The organism is Exiguobacterium sp. E4787 (assembly GCF_018618375.1).
Taxonomy (GTDB): Bacteria; Bacillota; Bacilli; order Exiguobacteriales; family Exiguobacteriaceae; genus Exiguobacterium; species Exiguobacterium chiriqhucha.
Genome location: NZ_JACSLY010000005.1, coordinates 112,743 through 129,972, shown reverse-complemented (window position 1 = coordinate 129,972; position 17,230 = coordinate 112,743). Strand labels below are relative to the sequence as shown.

The 17,230-nt window shown below is 52.6% G+C and carries 22 protein-coding genes; 20 read left to right on the top strand and 2 right to left on the bottom strand.

All coding sequences use genetic code 11. The features are described 5' to 3' along the window. Positions 1 to 14 precede the first annotated feature (14 nt). From KNP80_RS07815 to KNP80_RS07725, 19 genes are all read left to right on the top strand, one after another. Positions 15 to 185 carry a hypothetical protein gene (locus tag KNP80_RS07815; RefSeq protein WP_214832101.1) on the top strand — a complete coding sequence of 57 codons (171 nt, stop codon included), beginning with the start codon at positions 15 to 17 and terminating at the stop codon, positions 183 to 185. Between the two features lie 34 nt (positions 186 to 219). Further along, positions 220 to 711, top strand: coding sequence for a hypothetical protein (locus tag KNP80_RS07810; protein ID WP_214832099.1), 492 nt, complete (start codon positions 220 to 222; stop codon positions 709 to 711). A 95-nt stretch (positions 712 to 806) separates the two neighbouring features. After that, a complete protein-coding gene (locus KNP80_RS07805; RefSeq protein WP_214832098.1) occupies positions 807 to 1,487 on the top strand; it encodes a response regulator transcription factor in 681 nt (226 codons plus the stop codon). A 1-nt stretch (position 1,488) separates the two neighbouring features. Then, positions 1,489 to 2,493 (top strand): sensor histidine kinase, encoded by a 1,005-nt coding sequence (locus tag KNP80_RS07800; RefSeq protein WP_214832097.1) that lies wholly within the window; start codon positions 1,489 to 1,491, stop codon positions 2,491 to 2,493. Between the two features lie 85 nt (positions 2,494 to 2,578). Continuing rightward, the gene (locus KNP80_RS07795; protein ID WP_214760367.1) at positions 2,579 to 3,262 is read left to right on the top strand and encodes an ABC transporter ATP-binding protein; all 684 of its coding nucleotides are present in this window, start codon (positions 2,579 to 2,581) and stop codon (positions 3,260 to 3,262) included. Further along, positions 3,259 to 5,829, top strand: coding sequence for an ABC transporter permease (locus tag KNP80_RS07790; protein ID WP_214832096.1), 2,571 nt, complete (start codon positions 3,259 to 3,261; stop codon positions 5,827 to 5,829). Before KNP80_RS07795 ends, KNP80_RS07790 begins: the two co-directional genes overlap by 4 nt. Before the next feature lie 74 nt (positions 5,830 to 5,903). Then, the gene (locus KNP80_RS07785) at positions 5,904 to 6,407 is read left to right on the top strand and encodes a hypothetical protein (protein WP_214832095.1); all 504 of its coding nucleotides are present in this window, start codon (positions 5,904 to 5,906) and stop codon (positions 6,405 to 6,407) included. Between the two features lie 57 nt (positions 6,408 to 6,464). Next, complete coding sequence (locus KNP80_RS07780; protein WP_214832094.1) at positions 6,465 to 7,010, top strand: RNA polymerase sigma factor; 546 nt, start codon at positions 6,465 to 6,467, stop codon at positions 7,008 to 7,010. Next, positions 7,007 to 7,741, top strand: a complete 735-nt coding sequence (locus KNP80_RS07775; protein ID WP_214832093.1) for a hypothetical protein — start codon at positions 7,007 to 7,009, stop codon at positions 7,739 to 7,741. Before KNP80_RS07780 ends, KNP80_RS07775 begins: the two co-directional genes overlap by 4 nt. Before the next feature lie 33 nt (positions 7,742 to 7,774). Next, complete coding sequence (locus tag KNP80_RS07770) at positions 7,775 to 7,948, top strand: hypothetical protein (protein ID WP_214832091.1); 174 nt, start codon at positions 7,775 to 7,777, stop codon at positions 7,946 to 7,948. Between the two features lie 81 nt (positions 7,949 to 8,029). After that, positions 8,030 to 8,404, top strand: coding sequence for a hypothetical protein (locus KNP80_RS07765; RefSeq protein ID WP_214832090.1), 375 nt, complete (start codon positions 8,030 to 8,032; stop codon positions 8,402 to 8,404). A 19-nt stretch (positions 8,405 to 8,423) separates the two neighbouring features. Further along, a complete protein-coding gene (locus tag KNP80_RS07760) occupies positions 8,424 to 9,074 on the top strand; it encodes an SIMPL domain-containing protein (protein WP_214832089.1) in 651 nt (216 codons plus the stop codon). A 17-nt stretch (positions 9,075 to 9,091) separates the two neighbouring features. Beyond that, positions 9,092 to 9,499: a hypothetical protein gene (locus KNP80_RS07755; RefSeq protein ID WP_251128826.1), complete on the top strand. Its 408-nt coding sequence runs from the start codon at positions 9,092 to 9,094 to the stop codon at positions 9,497 to 9,499. 83 nt (positions 9,500 to 9,582) lie between these two features. Further along, positions 9,583 to 10,053 (top strand): flavodoxin family protein, encoded by a 471-nt coding sequence (locus KNP80_RS07750; protein WP_251128825.1) that lies wholly within the window; start codon positions 9,583 to 9,585, stop codon positions 10,051 to 10,053. Between the two features lie 110 nt (positions 10,054 to 10,163). Beyond that, positions 10,164 to 10,565 (top strand): hypothetical protein, encoded by a 402-nt coding sequence (locus KNP80_RS07745; protein ID WP_214832086.1) that lies wholly within the window; start codon positions 10,164 to 10,166, stop codon positions 10,563 to 10,565. 87 nt (positions 10,566 to 10,652) lie between these two features. Further along, entirely contained in the window at positions 10,653 to 11,765 is a 1,113-nt protein-coding gene (locus KNP80_RS07740; RefSeq protein ID WP_214832085.1) for a M14 family metallopeptidase, read from the top strand. 86 nt (positions 11,766 to 11,851) lie between these two features. Next, a complete protein-coding gene (locus KNP80_RS07735) occupies positions 11,852 to 12,652 on the top strand; it encodes an alpha/beta fold hydrolase (protein WP_214832083.1) in 801 nt (266 codons plus the stop codon). 390 nt (positions 12,653 to 13,042) lie between these two features. Further along, positions 13,043 to 13,471, top strand: a complete 429-nt coding sequence (locus tag KNP80_RS07730; protein WP_021066516.1) for a CBS domain-containing protein — start codon at positions 13,043 to 13,045, stop codon at positions 13,469 to 13,471. Positions 13,472 to 13,583: 112 nt separating this feature from the next. After that, a complete protein-coding gene (locus KNP80_RS07725; protein ID WP_214834440.1) occupies positions 13,584 to 14,429 on the top strand; it encodes a pentapeptide repeat-containing protein in 846 nt (281 codons plus the stop codon). A 52-nt stretch (positions 14,430 to 14,481) separates the two neighbouring features. On the opposite strand, the gene KNP80_RS07720 is transcribed toward KNP80_RS07725, so the two are convergent. Both KNP80_RS07720 and KNP80_RS07715 read right to left on the bottom strand, forming a co-directional pair. Beyond that, positions 14,482 to 15,429 (bottom strand): LLM class oxidoreductase, encoded by a 948-nt coding sequence (locus tag KNP80_RS07720; RefSeq protein ID WP_214832079.1) that lies wholly within the window; start codon positions 15,427 to 15,429, stop codon positions 14,482 to 14,484. A 10-nt stretch (positions 15,430 to 15,439) separates the two neighbouring features. Then, complete coding sequence (locus KNP80_RS07715) at positions 15,440 to 16,642, bottom strand: MFS transporter (RefSeq protein WP_214832077.1); 1,203 nt, start codon at positions 16,640 to 16,642, stop codon at positions 15,440 to 15,442. A 255-nt stretch (positions 16,643 to 16,897) separates the two neighbouring features. Between KNP80_RS07715 and KNP80_RS07710 the strand changes: the two genes are divergently transcribed. Next, on the top strand, positions 16,898 to 17,227 hold the full coding sequence (locus KNP80_RS07710) for a winged helix-turn-helix transcriptional regulator (protein ID WP_214832270.1): 330 nt from the start codon (positions 16,898 to 16,900) through the stop codon (positions 17,225 to 17,227). The last annotated feature ends 3 nt before the right edge of the window (positions 17,228 to 17,230 follow it).

Below are 17,230 nucleotides of genomic sequence, written 5' to 3'. Positions count from 1 at the left end.
TGGGAGGGATGAACATGAACGAGTGGCGCGAATCAGCAGTCGGTCTTGGCCTTGTGTTTGGAACGGCTGGCGGGCTGATCGTCTCATTATTATTCGATTTTCCGTCCATGTATGGCATCGTCATCGGTTCGATTATCGGCTATTGGATTGGGCTCTTCATCTCCATCCGTGCGATGAAACGATGACGCCCCATTGATCAAAACAGGAGGAGGTTCTTACATGAGTGAATTTCAATTTATAACGAGCGACCACCCATTAAAAGAAGTCGAAAATCCGTACATCAAGTTCTTATCGATCAACGAAGCCATCAAAAAAGGTGTCATCTTGCCCGAGATGCTCACAGACGATGAGGACCTCGACCGTGACGAAAAAATTTTGATGAACGTCGAAGCAGAAGAACACCTTGATGAGATTGAAATCAAGTGCGACCTGTATTATGAACAAGAAAATGTCGAGGCGTATTCGTCAAAACCACACGTCGTGGAATTGCGTTGGCGTTATACGGATGCGAGAGCCGAACAGCTCGTCGCGTATATAACCGACCACTTGAAGACAGCGGATGAAGTCGAAATTTGGAAAGTGTGGGTCGATGAACAGACGGAACCGAGCGTCAATACGATCACGTGCGACGAGTTGACGATGGATGCGCTGCGATTTTTAGGGGAAGTCGGGTTCGAACGACCGGAGTGCCTTCGGGTGACAAAAGCATAATCTGACCGAACGAGTCGTCTCGTTCGGTTTTTGTTTTGTCTCCACACTTGAAAAAGACTGCTATATTATGAGAAGAAGAGTCAGGAGGGAATACCATGCATATTCTAATCGTCGAAGACGACCGGACGATCGCTTCCGGTCTCCAATATTCACTCGAGCAAGAACAATTCACGACGACGTTGTGCCACAACGTGGCCGACGCCACACGTTTGATCGAACAGCAGTTACATACGATCGACCTGTGTCTATTCGACTTGTCGCTGCCAGATGGGAGCGGCTATGACTTATGCCGGCTCGTGAAACAAAAACAGGACATACCTGTCATCTTTTTGACAGCGTTCGATGATGAAGTGAACGTCGTCATGGGACTCGATATGGGAGCGGACGACTACATCACGAAACCGTTCCGGGTCCGTGAACTCATCTCGCGGATTCACTCGGTGTTGCGCCGCTACCATAAACAGGTCAGCTCGCCCATTTTGACAATCGGGGCGGTTGAAATCAATACCCAAGACGCCAAAGTCAAAAAAGATGGAAGCGAGATCCTGTTGACGGCGCTTGAATATCGCCTATTGCTCATCTTCGGCAGACATACAGGACAAGTGTTGTCCCGAGCGCAACTACTCGACCAAATTTGGGACATGGGCGGGGACTTCGTGAACGACAATACGTTAACCGTCTACATCAAACGATTACGCGAGAAACTCGAAGATGACCCGCAACGGCCGACGTTGATTAAGACGGTTCGCGGGATTGGCTATAAGGTGGAACGCTGACATGTTGCGCAATCGAGAAATCCGTATCTATTTAGTCAGTCTGCTGCTGTTGATTGGGGTGGCTTCTATCGTCGCATCTTTGTTCCTATCGATGGGGGCCGTCATTCTCGTCCTCCTTTTGTCGGTCGCGTTCTTGATCGTGACATATCGGTTCACGACGTGGCGCTATCGGGAAATCAATCAGCTGTCGAGTTACCTGCAAGAGATCAGCAACGGCAATTATAAACTCGATGTCCGCGACAACCGTGAAGGCGAGCTCAGTCTGTTGAAGAGTCAAATTTATAAAGTGACGAAGATGCTGTCCGAGCAAGGGACGCATCTTGAAGAGGACAAGCAGAAGTTGACGGATGCCATCTCCGACATTTCTCATCAATTGAAGACGCCGCTCACCTCGATGACCGTCATGGCGGACTTGCTCAGTGACCCGAGGCTGTCAGATGACAAGCGGCAAGAGTTCACGCATAACGTACAGGTGCAGCTCGAGCGGATGGAATGGCTCGTCTCGTCACTGCTCAAGCTGTCTAAAATCGATGCCGGGACGATTCATTTCAAGCAGGAACCGGTATCTGTCCCCGCGCTCATTCAAGCCGTGACAGAACCGATGCTTGTGCCGATCGATATTAAAATGCAACGGCTCCAGATTACGGGTGAGCGTGACGTCGCGTTCGAAGGCGATATGAAGTGGACGACCGAGGCGCTCATCAACATCTTGAAGAACTGCGTAGAACATACACCGGAACAAGGCGAGTTGTTCATCGACTTTAGTGAGAACACACTGTATACGGAAATCATCATCCGCGACACGGGGAGCGGAATCGCCAAACAAGACGTCCCGTACATCTTCCAGCGTTTTTATAAAGGCATGAATGCGAGCGACGACAGCGTCGGCATCGGGCTCGCCATGGCCCACAGCATCATCACGAGCCAGCAAGGGGAATTGACCGTCCGCAGTGAACGTGGAGCCGGGACCGCGTTTCAAGTTCGATTCTACAAATCCATCGTCTAAGTGACGAAACAGTCACTTTTGAGTCACGGACGTGTCACACTCGCTCGGTACACTCAAAGTAGATCAAGTACTGGAGGGTGCAACCATGAACATATTAGAAGTACAACACTTATCAAAAGTATACGGGAAAGACGAGATGGAAGTGCGGGCGCTCGATGACGTGTCGTTCACCGTCAAAAAAGGCGAGTTCGTCTGCATCGTCGGACCGTCGGGCTCGGGGAAGTCGACGTTGTTGCATTTGCTCGGCGGTGTCGACGTCCCGACAAGTGGACAGGTGTTGATCGACAACACCGATATTTACAAGTTGGATGAGACACAGCTCGCCATCTTCCGCCGTCGTCAAATCGGTTTGATTTATCAATTTTATAACTTGATTCCGATTTTGACGGTCGAGGAGAACATCACGTTACCGATGTTATTGGACGAGCAAAAAGTTGACGCCGCTCATTTGGAGCGCATCATCGGCATTCTTGGATTGTCGAACCGGCTGACGCATTTGCCGAACCAACTGTCTGGTGGGCAGCAACAACGCGTCTCTATCGGCCGGGCACTCATCAGCAACCCGGCCATCATCCTGGCCGACGAGCCGACAGGGAACTTGGACAGTCAAAACAGTGAAGAAATCATGAGCCTTCTCAAACTGTTCAACAAGAAGTTCAATCAGACGCTCATCATCATCACCCACGACGAACGGATCGCCTTACAGGCCGACCGCATCATCTCGATTGAGGATGGGAAGATTGCGAAGAACGAGGTCGTCCGCGCATGAACATCATCAATAAAATGACGCTTCGGCACTTGCGCGAGAACAAGCGGCGCTCGCTCGTCACCATCATCGGGGTCATCATCTCGGTGGCGATGATTACGGCTGTGACGACACTCGGTTCGTCGTTCCTGGACTTGATGATTCGCCAAGACATCGCGGAGAACGGGGAGTGGCACGTCAAATATGTCAACACGAACGAAGACCAGATCGAGGCAATCCGGAATGACGCGGCCACGAAGGACGTCATCCTGTCGAGTGACGGCTATGCGGAATTAAAAGAATCACAGAATGCCTATAAACCGTACTTATACGTCCGCAACTATAATACTTCGGGGTTGAAGAATTTTCCCGTCGACTTGACGGAGGGACGCTTGCCGAACAAAGAAGGCGAAGTCGTCATTTCTGAAGCTATCCGTCAAAACGCACAAGTCACGTACAACATCGGTGACGAGTTGACGCTCGAGATCGGCGAGCGCATGGACGAATCGTCAGGTCGCGTGTTGACGCAAAGCGATGGCTTGATGCGTGACGGGGAGACGATGCTTGAACAGTTGAACATCGAGGAGACAGTGACGTTGACCGTCGTCGGCACGATGACGCGCCCAGCCTGGGAGCCCACGTGGTCGCCGGGTTACACGGTCGTCGGATACATTGACGACAGAGCATTGAATGGTGCGACCGTCGATACGTTCGTCGCCTTGAACGACGTGAACGGTTCGATTTATGAAGATACGAAACAACTGATGCGCGAACAGAAAATTGAAGGGATTGCCTATAACGCGTCGTTGCTTCGCTATTATGGGGTGACCGATGATGACGGCTTGCGCAAGACGCTGTACGGGTTCGGTGGCATCATCATGGCGGTCATCGTCATCGGCTCGATTTCGCTCATCTATAATGCCTTTGCCATCAGCGTATCTGAGCGCTCACGCTACCTCGGGATGCTCGCGAGTGTCGGGGCGACGAAACGGCAAAAACGAAATTCGGTCTTCTTTGAAGGATTGATTATCGGAGGAATCAGCATCCCAATCGGTATCATTGCCGGGGTGGCCGGAATCGGGGTCACGTTCCTGTTCATCAATGCCTTTGCGGAGAAGGCGCTCAACGTGACGGAGAAGTTTGAGGTCGTCGTCACACCGCTCACACTCTTGTTGACGATACTCATTTCGAGCGTGACGATTTTCATCTCGTGTTATCTGCCGGCGCGCCGCGCTTCGAAGATTTCGGCGATTGACGCGATTCGGCAAACACAGGACGTGCGACTGACGTCGAAGAACGTGAAGACGTCAAAACTCGTGCGCCGCATCTTCGGGTTGGAAGCAGAGATTGGATTGAAAAACACGAAACGGAACCGGAAACGGTATTTGGCGACCGTGTTCTCACTCGTCATCAGTATTGTGCTGTTTTTAGTCGTCAGTTACTTCACGGACCGGCTCGAACAGTCGCTCGAGATGTCGCAAGGCACGTACGAGTTCGATATCCTCGTGAACGGGTCGAATCTCACGAAGGATGACTTACAGCGCTATGAGACGTTGGACAATGTGACGGGCGGGACGTACTTCGAGAACACGACCGTCCAGACGATGGTCGACGAAGCGCAATTACCGAGCGCAGTCACCGAAAATGAAGATTTGGCATCCACCTTCGTCGATGGGAAGTTCATGTATTACGTCTCCCTCTATCAATTAGATGACGACAGCTTCGATGCGTACTTGAAGCAGATCGGGGCATCCGCCAGCAACTTTGAAGACGGAGACGTCCCCGGCGCCGTCTTGATTGACGAAGTGTCGTATCAAGACGTGGACAAGAAAAAGTTTGTCAACTCGAAGACGATTGAGACAGAGATTGGTGATACGCTCGAACTCCGGGACGAGAACGCGACGGACGAGGCGGCACCGCTCAAAACGATCAAAATCGGAGCCATGACCGACGTCGCCCCGACCGGTGTAATGACGAGTTCACTCGGATGGCTCGATGTGATCGTCCGGGAAGGGACGTTCGAAGAGGATGCGATCGGTCAGTTGATGCAGCAGTCGAGCCCATCGATCGCCTTGAACACGAGTAATCCTGAGGCGACGCAGCAAGTCATTGAAGCGGAACAGAACATGGACCAATATATCTTCAACGTGTCGGAACAACGTGAACAACAAGAGCAAGTGTTGTTGCTGTTATCGATTTTCGTCTATGGGTTCATCGTCTTGATTTCGCTCATCTCGGTGGCGAACATCTTCAACACGATCTCGACGAGTGTCTCGCTCCGGCGCCGCGAGTTCGCGATGCTGCGATCGGTCGGCATGACACCGAAAGGGTTCAACAAGATGGTGTACTATGAGAGCATCTTCTACGGAATCAAGGCATTGGCGTATGGGGTGCCGGTCAGTGTGCTGATCATGTACCTCATTTATCGGGCGCAAATCAACACGTTCGAGGCACCGTTCACATTGCCGTGGGGCGACATCTTCTTCGTCACGGTCGTAATCTTCCTCATCGTCGGTTCTTCGATGCTATATGCCATCTCGAAAGTGAAGTCGGATAATATTATCGACCGATTGAAGCAAGAGAATAACTAATCGGAATGCATCGGGATTCAGTGTCTACTGGGTCCCTTTTTTTGTAAAATAAGAATGAAGAAAGAGGTGGAATAATGGACATCCGAGAATTGTTGAGTGGTGGGGATTTGCGCTCGGTCGGTCGCGTCGATGAGGTCGTCGAATTTGTTGGGAACGACCCGGGCCGATTCAGTGAATTGATGACCGGCTTGACCGATGCCCGTCCCATCGTCCGGATGCGGAGTGCGGACGCGATGGAGAAAGTGACACGCCGTCATCCGGAGCTGCTGCAAGCACATCAGGCGTCCTTGTTCGAGCAGCTACAGATCGCCACCCAACAACAAGTGAGGTGGCACTTGGCCCAACTCATGCCACGGATGACGTGGACAGAGGAAGAGGCGTCCGGCATCGTTCACGTACTCACCGGTTGGATTGACACCGAGTCGAGCGTCATCGTCAACGCCCTGCAGGCGATGTTTGATTTGAGCGCCGTGCATCCACGATTTCGGGACGAGCTGAAAGCATTGCTCGAGTCGCAACGCGAGACGGGAAGCCCGGCCGTGAAGAGCCGCTCCAAAAAACTTTTACAGAAGTTGTGACCGATGGATTTCATTTCCGGTCTATAAAGATGTAAGTACATCGAGAGGGGGATTCGATTGGACGATCAAGCGATTATCGATTTGTATTGGAGGCGTTCCGAGCGGGCGATTGAGGCGACGGCGCAAAAATACGGCGGCTATTGTCATACGATTTCCTATAACATTTTGCATAGCCGGGAGGACGCGGACGAGTGCGTCAATGACACGTACATGAAGGCGTGGCAAGCGATTCCACCGACGCGTCCAGTGCGCCTCGCTGCCTACTTGGCAAAGCTGGTCCGGAACGTCGCGCTCCACAAGTATGAGAAAGCGAACGCCAAGAAGCGTGGAGCGGGGCAAGTCCCGCTTATCGCGAGCGAGCTTGAGCACTGTCTCGCCGCCTCCGCTGCGACCGATTCGGAAGTCGTCGAGTTATTGAACGAATTTTTGGACCAGTTGTCGCAAGAGACCCGGCAGATTTTCATGGGGCGTTACTTTCACTTTCAGTCGATCAAGGATATCGCGAAGATGCGCCACGTGAGCGAGAGCAAGGTCAAAATGGTGCTGCTTCGGACACGGAACGACTTGAAGCAAATACTCGAAGCGGAAGGGGTGGCGCTATGAGGCTCACACGTTTGATGGGGGACGTCGATGACCGTTTCGTCGAGGAATCGATGGAAGTCGAGGGAAAGAAACGAAGACATTGGCGTTGGATGGGAGGTCTCATCGCTGTCGCTGCTGTTGCACTCTTTGCCGTGACATGGGACGGCTTCAAAGAGTTGATTCCGCTGTCGGACAGCTCGAGCAATATGTCGGTCGCGTATATCGATGAAAAGGACATCGATGTCGGGATGTCGTCGGCAAACCTGATTGAGATGAGTGAAGATGAACTGTTCTCGAAATGGGAGCCTGTCGTGGTGCGGGGCGTCGTCAAACAGATTGACCACATCGAGCTGGATTTCAACGGACAAGCGGAATATCAGTCGATCGTGACGATTGGCGTGACAGACGTCTATCGGGGCGAGGTTGAGCCCGGGAGTGAGATGAAAGTACTCACCGTTGCAGGCGTCGGTTCGAAAGTGCTTCAGTCAGATGCGGACGTCATATCTGAACTTCGCCTCGGCATGGAAGGGATTTTTATGCCGAGACGGCATGACACTTCCCACGTCTGGTCACAAAACGGGGCAACGCTTCAAGTTATGGATGTGAGTGATTACGGCTTTCCGGACGGTGAGCGATACATGTTCTTGAACACGGACGAAGGGCTCGTCTTCAGTCGTGATGCCTATCCGTCGCTACGAGGTGCTGAAACACTCGATGACGTAGAGGCGTTTATGATGGACCGGTTCCGTTAACGGGAAGGGATATATAGGAGAAGGGAGACTACGATGACAGAACAGAATTGGCGAGCGTCGGGTGTAGGACTCGGACTAGTGTTTGGAGCGGGGATTGGCATCATCAGTTCGCTCCTACTCGGATTTGAATTGGTGTACGGGATTGCGACAGGTGCAGCATTCGGCTATCTCATCGGACTGTTGATCTCGCTGACCGGAAAAACGTGACTTCATCGTAAAGGGGGGGAACACGCCATGAGGATAACGAAGAAAGACACACAGTGGATGACATCTAAAGGAGGGCATGGCATGCAGGACAAATCGTTCGAAATCCAATTCAAGGTAGGTGGCTTCGGGATTATGAACGAGTCTACCTTGACATTCTTTCCAGACGGGACGGCTGTCCGATACATTGACTGGCGGAGGGAAAGCCATAAAAGGCCGAAGGACACGTTCGTCACGTACGATGAAGTAGAAACGAAAGATATGTACACCGCTTTTTTAGCGTTAGGGACAGACAAGTGGCCGTCGACGTTTGAAGTAGAAGGCGACTTAATAATCCTTGACGGGACGCAGTGGAGTCTGATGATTACACAACCGGATGGCACCGTTCGGACGCATAGCGGCAGCAACGCCTATCCGCGCAAGTGGAAGGCCGTCACGAAACTATTCGGCATTTCTTAAACGATGAGGAGGAAATCGTATGGAACGCACGATCACCGTCAAAGGTACGGGAAAAGTATCGGCCAAGCCAGATTTGATTGTCGTGAGAATGGATTTGTCGTCAAGAGCCGTCCGCTATGAGGAGACGATGAACGGGGCGGTACTCGCCGTCACGCGGCTGCAAAAAGCAATCGAGCAGGCCGGTTTCGCGAAAACGGATTTAAAGACGACCGACTTCTCGATCGATACGGACTATGAGAGCTATCGGGATGAAGAAGGCAACTATAAATCACGATTCCGTGGTTATGTCTGTCAACAGAAGACGAAACTCGAGTTTCCGCTCGAGACGAAACAGTTGTCCGCGGTCATCGAACACGTCAGCAACTCACTAGCCGAACCGAAGCTGTCCATCTCGTTCACAATCAAGGATGCGGATACAGTTCAAGATGAACTGCTCGCGAGTGCGGCGACGAACGCGCGCCATCGGGCGGAACTGTTGGCAAAAGGAGCCGGGGCGTCGCTCGGCGATTTGCTTCAAATCGATTATACGTGGGGCGAGCTGCATCTTTATTCACCGACGCGTCTCACGCTCCATGACGAGGTGCTCTTCTCAGAGGCGGCGATGCCGGAACTCGAACCGGACGAAATCGACTTGAGCGACTCGGCGACGTTCGTCTGGGCGATTCGATGAGGCGTGTCATAGGATTAATGTTATTGTTGCTATCCGTCTCCTTGTCGGCCCAAGCCTTGTCATGGGCGTATGCGTTCGTCGTGTTGGATGGACGAGTGTATGAAGTGATGGATGTTGCCGTATTGGAGGGCGATTTGGGTGAGGTCGTCGGTGAGGTGAAGACGATGGCCGACGATATGGACGGGAGCTATTATGGGGATGCCTCGAACATGTATCCGATTGGGACGACCTATCGAGAAGTGAACGGGGAAGCGATGGAGGATGTGCTCGCGGTCGAGGACGAGTCGGGGTGGAAGCGGGCCGAATATCGGCATGACGCCCCATTCAGCATGCGTGACCATTTAGATAAGGTGGCATATGGGGCGCTCGCTGTTGGTGTTTTCATCTTTGTGGCTATACGTATGAAGAAAAGACATGAAAATTAAATGAATCCATGATGAGGTTCGGTTCATTAAGGGAACAGTCAACTGTAGACATATCGTGTTTTCGTGTAATGGAGGGATTCCCTATGAAAATCCTCATCATCTTTGATTCGATGTACGGGTGCACTGAAAAAGTCGCGTATGCCATCAAGGACGGGTTCAGCGACTTGCACCAAGTTGACATCATGCAAATCAGCCATGTCGGATACGGCGACCTCGCCAATCTCGATTTGTTCGTCGTCGGTTCACCGACACATGGCGGACGCGAGACCGAGGACGTGAAAACCTTTTTAGACGGCCTATCGGATCATGCGCTCCGGGGCATTCGGGCCGCGGCGTTCGATACGAGCATGGCTGAAGAGGACCAAGGCTTTTTTGTCGGAAAAATCGTCAAATGGTTCGGCCACGCGTCGACCCGAATCGAACGATTGCTGCTGGACAAGGGAGCGGAACCGGTGTTGAAAGAGTCGTTCATTGTCCTCGATAAAGAAGGGCCACTCAAAGACGGAGAGCTCGAGCGGGCAACCGAATGGGCTCGTCACTTGATGGACAAATAATCTGGCGTGTTCCTCACGGGACGCGTCTTTTTTGACGCAGAATTGTCCGAAGCATTCGCAAAACGGGTAAATATAAGGGTAGCTCTGTTGCGTGGAACGGAGGGAGAACAATGAAAAAATGGGAACGTGACGTCCTCATGGGTTGGATTGTCGTCTTATTGGTGCTCGTCGCGCATTATGTCATCACGGTGTCGCTCGGCAACACGTATTTTGCCGAATCGACGCTCAATCGGATGCTTTGGTTCAGTAGTTTCCCGGCCTTTTTAATTGCCTTTCTCGCAGCCCTCTTCCAAAAAACGAACACGCTCATGCTCGCCGTGCGTCGTGGAGTCATCTGGACGGCCGAACTTGTCGTCGGCTTCTCGCTCGTCGCCTGGTTTTTCCGGGCGTTCGAGACGCTGTTCGTGACTCCGGGCGCGTATTGGGTGTTCGGAGCGGTCCTACTCGCACCGCTCGTCTATTTGTTCGAGTTCCGCCGTCAGAACCGGGGCACGAAGGCCGGTGCCCACTAAGCGTTGAAAACGTCTCCTTAAGGGGGCGTTTTTAGTCTGGCCAGGAATGGGAATGGGATACAGAAGATTAGAATGGAGGGAGTCACTATGAGTCAGTATTTTTCATCATCATACGAAGAGTCGCGTGAGAAGTTTCTCGCCCTGCTCGACCGCGTCAAACCCTATTATCCGACGGCCCGCGTGATGTCCCACTCGATCGGCGAGGATACGATTGATGTCATCATCGGTGAACCTGCGGGATCACGCGAAGTGGTGCTTCTCATGACAATCGGGGAGCACGGCATCGAAGGGTACGCCGGTGCAGCCGTGACACACCAGTTCGTCGAGACGCAACTCGAAAACCTTCGGTACGAGTCGACCGGCATCTGTCTCATCCATGCCGTCAATCCGTGGGGAATGAAACACTTCCGCCGCGTCAATGAACATAACGTTGACTTGAACCGAAACTATGTCATCGACCGGGAGGCCCTCCCGCGTAACGTCAATAAAGAATATGAGGTCATGCGGCACTTGTTCGTCCCGGACGGCGTCATCGATGATTACCATGAGGCGCGCGAACACATCTACTCGTTCCTCGGATCTGGCATCAAGCTCGACGGGTTTGACGCGATGACCGAGGCGAAAGGAATGGGGCAGTATCAGTTCCCGAAAGGTGTCTATTACGGCGGCGAATCGGATGAGCCGTCCGCCATCTTCTTGAAAGAGGTGCAGCACGATTTGCTCGACCGCTACGACCGCGTCATCCATATGGACTGGCATACGGCGCTCGGTCCGACGAACGAAGTGACGATGGTCATCAGTGAACAGGACGGGCGTGACGTCGACGAACTGAAGCGGACATACGGATTGAAAAATATCCAGACGTATGACCCGGCCGACGTCCTCGGAGACTCGACGAACCATTTCTATTACGTAAGGGACACGCACTATCCGGACAAACAACTCGTCTCGGCGTTGTTCGAGTTCGGGACATTCGGGACGTCGACGAAAGCGACGATTCGCGAGTTCTTGACGATTATTCTCGAGAACCGGCTCTACTTTGAAGGTACGAAAGACCCGGAAGCCCGCAACGGCATTCGAAAAGAATTTATGGCCATGTTTTATCCGGAAGATGAGTCGTGGCGGACGTCCGTATTACGCGAAGGAGCGTCGGCGATTAAGCATGTCTTGAAAGCCGAATCGCTCTGGCGCGACAGTTGACAGGTTTCTACTTCGGTCAAACGGGAAAAAGTGGATTGTGGGCAAACACGCACGCCGCTCAACAATCCAACTGGGGGTTTTGACCAATGGGGAACTATATTACAGCACATGATGGAACGAGTATTTACGTGGAAGACGTCGGGGCAGGCGATGCCGTCGTCTTCTTGCACGGCTGGCCAGCGAACAACAACATGTTCGAGTATCAAAAGAATGCGTTGCTCGAAGCAGGCTACCGTTACGTCGGGATCGACTATCGTGGCTACGGCAAGTCGGATGCACCGGCGACAGGTTATGACTATGCGACGATGGCGTCAGACGTGCACATGGTCGTTGACGGTCTTGGCATCAAAGATTTCACGCTCGTCGGTTTCTCGATGGGTGGGGCGATTGCCATCCGTTATGCCGTCGATTTCCCGGATGACGGGTTGAAGAAACTTGTCCTGTCAGGTGCTGCGGCACCAGTGTTCACGCAACGTCCGGACTATCCTTACGGGATGACGCAAGCTGAGGTCGATGCGTTGATTGAGGACACGTTGAAAGACCGACCGAAGATGCTCGAAGGGTTCGGTGAGATTTTCTTCGAGAAAGAACATTCGAAACCGATGCAAAACTGGTTCCATCATCTGTCGCTCGTCGCGTCGAGTCACGGGACGATCGCTTCGGCGAAAGCACTCCGCGATGAAGATTTGCGTGAGGACTTGCCGAAAGTAAATGTCGAGACGCTCATCATCCATGGCGTGCACGACAAGATTTGTCCGTTCGAGTTCGCGCTCGAGATGGAAAAGGGCATCCCGAACTCGCGCATCGAGCGGTTCGAGGAGAGCGGTCACGGTACCGTCCTTGACGAGATGGACAAGTTCAACAAGACGTTGCTCGAATTTATTTGAGTGAGACAAGCCTAGGGAACGTTCCTAGGCTTTTTTTGATGGGGATCTGTTGCACGTTTGTTACGGTTTTTGAGGCTAGAATGACCTCCACTCGGGTATAGCTACAGTGAAGCCGTTTTGGATAATTCCGTTTAGATTGGTCAACCAAACATGTGAGACAAGAAGTTTGATTCACGGTCAAGATTGGCTTTGGAGAAGCTGTTCGGGGCCGTGCCTGTTTGTGTGTTCACAACAACTTCGGACGGATTGTTTGGAAACGCTTTATGGTAAAGAGAGAATAAGCCTCCTTGTGACAGAACAGATGCAGATTAGATGGTCATTTTGTGCTGACTAGACCCTAATACATGGTACAATGAAGAGGTGGATTTTTAGATTGAGGAGAGATTGTACATGAATATCGCTTTCTTTTTATATCCGAAAGAAGACGTCAAATATCTAGACCCGGAATCGACGGTGCGCCAAGCGCTCGAGAAGATGAAGCATCATCGCTTCACCTCGGTGCCGCTCGTATCCGAAAACGGCTTTTATGCCGGGACGATGACGGAAGGGGATTTACTCTGGGCACTCGCCGAACAGCTTCGCGGGGAAGAAGACTACGAAAAAGTGCTGCGGACAAGGTTGAAAGATATCAAGCAACGCGTACGGTATAAGCCGGTCGCCATCACGGCGCAAATCGAGGAGCTCGTCGATGCGATCACGGATCAAAACTTCGTGCCGGTCGTCGATGACGGGAAGTATTTCATCGGCATCATCCGACGTCGCGACATCATCGAGTACTACTCGACGAAGTTGCAACAGCTCGAGAATAAAGTGAACTGAACGAACGGACCAACCTGTGTGAAAGTAGGTTGGTTTTTGTATGGGAAAAACAGGGGCATGCTTTATACTTGTATATATAGAGTCAAGACATACAAGAAAGGAGTGACAATGGATGGCGATGCCCGATTTACATATGTTGCGTGAATCGCTCAAACCGGATTGTGCGAATTGTTTCGGTCTCTGTTGTGTGGCGTTCCACTACTTGAAATCTGAGGATTTCCCTATGGATAAACCCGCAGGACAGCCGTGTGTCCATTTGGCAGATTCGTATGCCTGCAACATCCATTCCGAACTGCGTGAGCGGGGCTTCAAAGGATGTACGGTGTACGACTGTCTCGGGGCCGGGCAGTTCGTGTCACAAGTGACGTTTCACGGACGAAGCTGGCGGGAGGACGATGTAGACGGCGCGCGTATGTTCGCGACGGTACCAATCATGAACCAAGTCCATGAGCTGTTGCTCTACATCACTGACATCCTGACCCGGGAGATCCCTGAGCACGATGCGCGGTTACTCGAGACGTTATTGGAAGAGCTACTGGCATTCCGTGAGTTGGCGCCTGAACAGTTGACCGGGACGGCGCTGATGGCATTTCGACAACAAGCCCGCCCGTTGTTCGTCCGACTCAGTCAGCACATACGTGTGGAAGGATTGAAACAGGACGACCTGAAGTTGACGTCACGACACGAACAAGACCGGGCCGATTTGATTGGTCGAAACTTGAGTCGACACGATGTCAGAGGCACGTGTTACCGGGGTGCCTTGTTGATTGGCGCTAACTTACGTGGGCAAGACCTGTCCTATGTCGACTTCATGGGCGCCGACGTACGAGATCTCGATGTGCGAGGAGCTGTATTAACCGACGGTCTGTTTTTGACACAGATGCAAGTGAACGCGATGAACGGGGACCGGCAGACGAGACTGGCACCCGTTTACACGCGACCGAGCCATTGGCTGTAATGCAAAAGACGACTTCCACTTAGGGAAAGTCGTCTTTTTGAGTACCTGAGTATTATGAAAGCGATGGGAAATGCGGGAGCACATATTCCCCGAGCTCCTCGATGACTTCGTCGGCCGGACGTTGCCCGTCGAACAAGGCGAAGAACAAATGATTGACGCCGATGGCCCGATACGCCTCGAGCAGTTTGATTAACTGATTGCGACCGACACGGAAGCCGAGCCGGATTGGAGTCGGCAGTTCGTCCGGGTCATGCGCCAAATCGAGATGCATCGGCATCGAGAACGGACGGAACCCTTTTCCATGCGTCTGACCTGATTCGCGCCAATCGTTCAGCACTTGTTGCTGGGCGAATGGGGCCTGCGGATAATACATCCACCCGTCCCCGTGTTTCCCGAGCCAGTCCATATCCTGCTGCGCGAACCCGGTGATCATCGTTGGGATGCGTTTTTTCGGACGGGGAACGAGCGTCGCCTCATGGACCTCGCCGTACGACGAATCGATGGTCGGATAGTTGTGGTAGAGGGCCTGCTCCATGATACGGAGCGACTCTTTGAACTGATCGCCCCTTGTCGCATGGTCGACCCCGAGTCCTTTGAAGTCGGCTCGACGGTCACCGGACGAGATGCCGAGAATCAAACGTTCCGGGAACAACGCTTCAATCGTCGCGACTTCTTTCGCCGAACGGAGCGGATGCCGGAGCGGCAAGACGAGGGCGGACGTGCCGAGGGCGATGCGTTTCGTCTGACCAAGCAAGTGCGTCCCGTAAATCAACATGTCGTAAATCTGACCGACTGCCGGGTCCAAGAAGTACGGGTCTTTCAGTAAGACGTCCCGAAGCCAGAGCGCCGTGAAGCCATAGTCATCTGCTTTTTGAACGAGCTCGACTTGACGCTCGAGCGTCGGGGTGCGCATCTTGAAATTTTCTAACGGGATGTGGAGGCCGAGCGTGAGCTCGCCCTCCCGATACATCCGATTGTAGCTTTTGTGATTATTGAACATAAGCTCCTCCTTATTTCGCTTCCAAACGACGTGAGACGGCGGTCAAGATGACAGCGAGGATGACCATGATGCCACCGACCCAAGGCGTATGCACGAGACCAATCGAGTCCGCGACGATTCCACCGATGGTCGCACCGAGCGCGATTCCGATATTGAAGGCGGCGATGTTGAGCGCCGACGCGACATCGACCGCAGCCGGTACATATTTTTCAGCGAGTTGCACAATATATAGCTGAAGTCCAGGTACGTTCATGAAAGCGAGCAATCCCATCAAGACGATGGCGATGAGTCCCGCGACTTTGAACGGAATCATGAACGACATGACGATCATGACAGCGGCGTGAACGATGAACATATAGAACAGCGCCTTGGCCGGGTCCTCATTGGCGAACTTCCCGCCTGCCCAGTTGCCGATGGCGACGGCGATCCCATAGACGAGTAGGACGATACTAATCAAGCTCGGACTGATGTTCGTCACGTCCTGCATGATTGGCGTCAAGTACGTGAAGGCGACGAACGTTCCGCCGTAACCGAGGGATGTGATCAAAAAGCCGAGCATGATACGGCTGTTCGTGAGCAATTTCTTCATGTCGGAGAACTTCGCGGGCGGCGACTGTTTCAAGTCTTTCGGAATCAAGAAGAAGCTGGCGATAATCGAGACGATCCCAAGTGCGGCGACGGCAAAGAACGTGGCGCGCCAGCCGAACGCTTGGCCGATGAACGTGCCGAGCGGGACGCCGGTAACGGTCGCGACTGTCAAGCCGGTAAACATGAGTGCGATGGCACTCGCTTTTTTATGCGGTGGCACGAGCTGTACGGCGATCGTCGCCCCGATGGAGAAGAAGACGCCGTGTGCGAACGCGGTGATGAACCGGGTAGCAATCAACAGTTCAAAGCTGGTCGACAAGGCGGATACCAAGTTCCCACCGATAAAGACGACCATGAGTGCCATGAGCAACGTCTTGCGATTCATCCGGTTCGTGAGCGCTGTCAAAATCGGCGCACCGACGGCGACGCCGATGGCATAACCGGAGATGATGAGACCGGCGAGCGTGATGCCGATGTTCAAGTCGCTGGCGATTGATGCAAGCAGGCCGACCGGGACAAACTCGGTCGTCCCGATGCCGAAGGCGCTGATGGCGAGGGCGAGCAGTGCCAACCCTCCGTTTTTCGGTGCCTGTTCGTCGACAGGTTGTGTGTACGGTTGATTCATGAGTAATTCCTCCTAAGAATGTTTGTTGAGACGAGGGCCCTTCGTCTCGAAGTAGCTCGAACATCTCAATCTTCTTTATTGTCCAGTACGGTCGAAAAAGACCCTTACTGTCTCAAGAAGCAGTTACCGGTGAGATGAGCTTGTATAACTGAGCTACAGTTGCTATCATAAGTCCATCGAATTCAATTGGGAAGTACGCACTTTCAAGTACGATAGGCACCGAAAAGTACCTATCCCGGTCCATAAGGAGGAACCATTATGCCATACAACATCCCGGTCGAGGCGACGCTTGACGTCATCGGCGGAAAGTGGAAAGTCGTCATCATGTGTCATTTGATTAAAGGGGAACGGCGCACGAGTGAATTGAAAAAGCTCATGCCGAACATCACGCAAAAAATGCTCACGCAACAGTTGCGCGAGCTCGAGGCGGACGGGGTCATCATCCGCACGGTGTATGAACAAGTACCGCCGAAAGTCGTCTATTCTCTGTCCGAATACGGCTGGTCGCTCCAACCGATTTTGGATGCGATGTGTGCCTGGGGAGAAGGGCATATTGAACAGAATGGGGAAGATGTTATCTCCTGACAA